Source organism: Paenibacillus antarcticus, assembly GCF_001637225.1.
In the GTDB taxonomy this organism is placed as follows: Bacteria; Bacillota; Bacilli; order Paenibacillales; family Paenibacillaceae; genus Paenibacillus_AQ; species Paenibacillus_AQ antarcticus.
The window spans coordinates 1-2,739 of the sequence record NZ_LVJI01000043.1 but is presented as its reverse complement, the minus strand read 5'-3'; the positions used below and the strand labels follow the sequence as shown (position 1 = coordinate 2,739).

General features: G+C 37.5%; 3 protein-coding genes. All 3 read right to left on the bottom strand.

All coding sequences use genetic code 11. The features are described from left to right. Nucleotides 1–252: 252 nt before the first annotated feature. Nucleotides 253–633, bottom strand: a complete 381-nt coding sequence (locus PBAT_RS20495) for a hypothetical protein (RefSeq protein ID WP_068652422.1) — start codon at nucleotides 631–633, stop codon at nucleotides 253–255. 377 nt (nucleotides 634–1,010) lie between these two features. Then, nucleotides 1,011–1,280 carry a type II toxin-antitoxin system RelE family toxin gene (locus PBAT_RS20490; RefSeq protein ID WP_084403283.1) on the bottom strand — a complete coding sequence of 90 codons (270 nt, stop codon included), beginning with the start codon at nucleotides 1,278–1,280 and terminating at the stop codon, nucleotides 1,011–1,013. Continuing rightward, a complete protein-coding gene (locus PBAT_RS20485; RefSeq protein WP_068652420.1) occupies nucleotides 1,264–1,488 on the bottom strand; it encodes a hypothetical protein in 225 nt (74 codons plus the stop codon). Before PBAT_RS20485 ends, PBAT_RS20490 begins: the two co-directional genes overlap by 17 nt. Between the last annotated feature and the right edge of the window lie 1,251 nt (nucleotides 1,489–2,739).

Sequence of the window (2,739 nt, the reverse complement as noted above, 5' to 3'; positions counted from 1 at the left end):
TGATCTTTCGCATAACGTTGTGCATTCCTGACGTTCAAGCAGCTTAAGTGACCGTAGGGAACGGGTCGTCAGACTTAGCTGGTTGAATGTATCGCTTGAATAACCTTCTAGAAAATTCTACTTAGCGATCAAGGGCGTATGCCCGCAGTAGGAATGTGGTGTTATAGGATGTCAGCGTCTTCTTTGAAATATCCCTCAACTTTAGTTGTCTTTAACTATCGTGTCCCGTTAGCTTAATCGTTCAATCTTGTGTCACTTCACTTCCAGTTCCTCTTTGATAAGTGATTTCATCTCACTCAAGAAGGGTGATGTATAAACAATCCCTTCTTTGTTCAAAAGGACGTACATCGGCAATGTTTCTACTCCTATTTTCTTTAGTTTTCTCTTCAGACCATCAGAGGAATCATGAGCGTTCATTTCTGTATTATCCAGTATTGTAGGGTTTGAATGTATGAAGTCTTGTACTTCTTTCATTTCATTCGAAGTTGATCCATTAACATAAAATAAATGTAATTTATAATTACTGTGTTGGGGTTTTAATTCCGCGATGAAATCCTTTGAACTTGTGTTATTGCAACCACCAAAAATTATTGTTACTAAAAAAAAAATAAGCAAATATCCAATCGATTTCAATTTATTCCCCCCTAATTCTTTCTCCTTACTTCATTTTTTTAATTGAACTTCACCTAACTTGCCTGTTACGCAATTATTTTCTAGACACTAGATAATCAATGGATTATTGAGGGTTTTCATGGTGTTCGCTGATTTCCTATAACGTATCCGTATTTCTGACGTTCAAGCGGCTTAAGTGACCGAAGGGAACGGGTCGTCAGACTTAGCCGGTTGAATGTGTCGCCTGATTCCACTTCTATGGCATACCTCTTGTCGACCAAGGAGCGTTAGCGACGCAGCAGAAATGTAATGTTATAAGATGTTGGCGTCTTCTTGAGCATCTCACATAATCTTCTTCAAACAAAAATAGCCCCAACTTTATTGCCAGGGCTCTGATGTCATTTATATATGTCTCCTCTAGGTCCTATACGAACTACAAAAATGATTAATTCATTATTGAGAACCTCATAGATTATTCGATAATTCCCCACCCGTAATCTATAGATATTGCCTTCTTTACCTTTCATTTTCTTCGTATTTGGGTTATCAAATGGATCATTACATAATTGCTCAAGGGCTATAAAGATTCTTCTTGCTATAGTTCGATCTATTTTCCTTAGGCTCTTTTCTGCTTCACTTGAAAATGTGGTTTTATATTTCAAGTTCACGTTTTAGGTCCTCCAAGGATTTAGTCTGACCATTTTGAAACTCAAGTCGTCCCTGTTCTATTGCCTGAATATCTTCTGGCGTCAAACAGTCATCGTCCTCATCAAACTGTTTCTCAAGTAACCATGATAAAAAACTCTTTGCGACCACCTTATTCTTATCATTTAAGTTACCTAATATGTTTTCCAGTTCATCATTCGGGACGCTCATCAACTGTACCCCCTTTTATTTAATCACTTTTATTATACGCCAATATATAAGGATGCTCCAGAAATTGCTTATTTTATACTACATCGAAGTATTAGCCTCCACAAATCCGCTCTTACGCCAATTTCTTATAACGTTACCGCATTCCTGACGTTCAAGCGGCTTAAGGCACAAAGTGCCGGGTCGTCAGACTTAGCCGGTTGGATGTGTCGCCTGAATTAACTTCTCTGAAATTCCTCTTGGCGACCAAGGAGCGAAAGCGACGCAGCAGGAATGCTCTGTTATCGGATGTTCAGGTCAACTTCGAATTACATTCTAAATTTGTTCATGACTGTAACCTATTATTTTTTATATCTGTCTAACGCTAATTACTTTTTTTGTTTTTGTACCATTATCTCACTATAAAAATATCGCATATAATAATCAATAGACTAATAAAAATCCCAACATAACCTCCAATCTTTACAGCTTCTAAGGATCTTATTCCAAGTAGCTTGAGTTTGAATATAATTTCTGGATATTTCAATTGCAATATAGCGCTTATCAAACCTATCAAGCCAATTAACAATAAGGGACTCATATTTCACCTCAAAAATACTATTTATTATTCGTGAAATCTTAAAGTGTTACATATTATTTATTTGGTCCATCTCACCTGAATTTCCGATAACGTTTGTGCATTCCTGACGTTCAAGCAGCTTAAGTGACCATAGGGAACGGGTCGTTAGACTTAGCTGGTTGAATGTATCGCCTGAATCTACTTCTATGAAACTCTTCTAAGCGATCAAGGGCGAATGCCCGCAGTAGGAATGTGGTGTTATCGGATGTATCTGGCTACTATGAATTCACCTTCATATTTCTTGTTTCATTTAATGTTACTTGATGTCTTACTTGTCTTGCATATCTTTGAGGTTCTTAATGTTATTAACGTATTTAATCTCACTTAGTTTTGTTTTAATTTTAGTTATGTGTTTTAACCTTCTTGAAAATTCTCCTATGCTGGTCTTAAATATGGTTTTCTTTACATCTTTCATTTCAATCTAGTGCCTTTTCCTTTTGATCATTAATTCTTAAATGCCCTTCATATGTTACTATCCCAGATATTTCCGATAACGTTTGGAATTCCTGACGTTCAAGCGGCTTAAGGTAGCGTAGCTACCGGGTCGTCAGACTTAGCCGGTTGAATGTGTCGCCTGAATCCACTTCTCCGATATCCCCCTTGGCGACCGAGGAGCGTATGTGACGGTGTAGGCA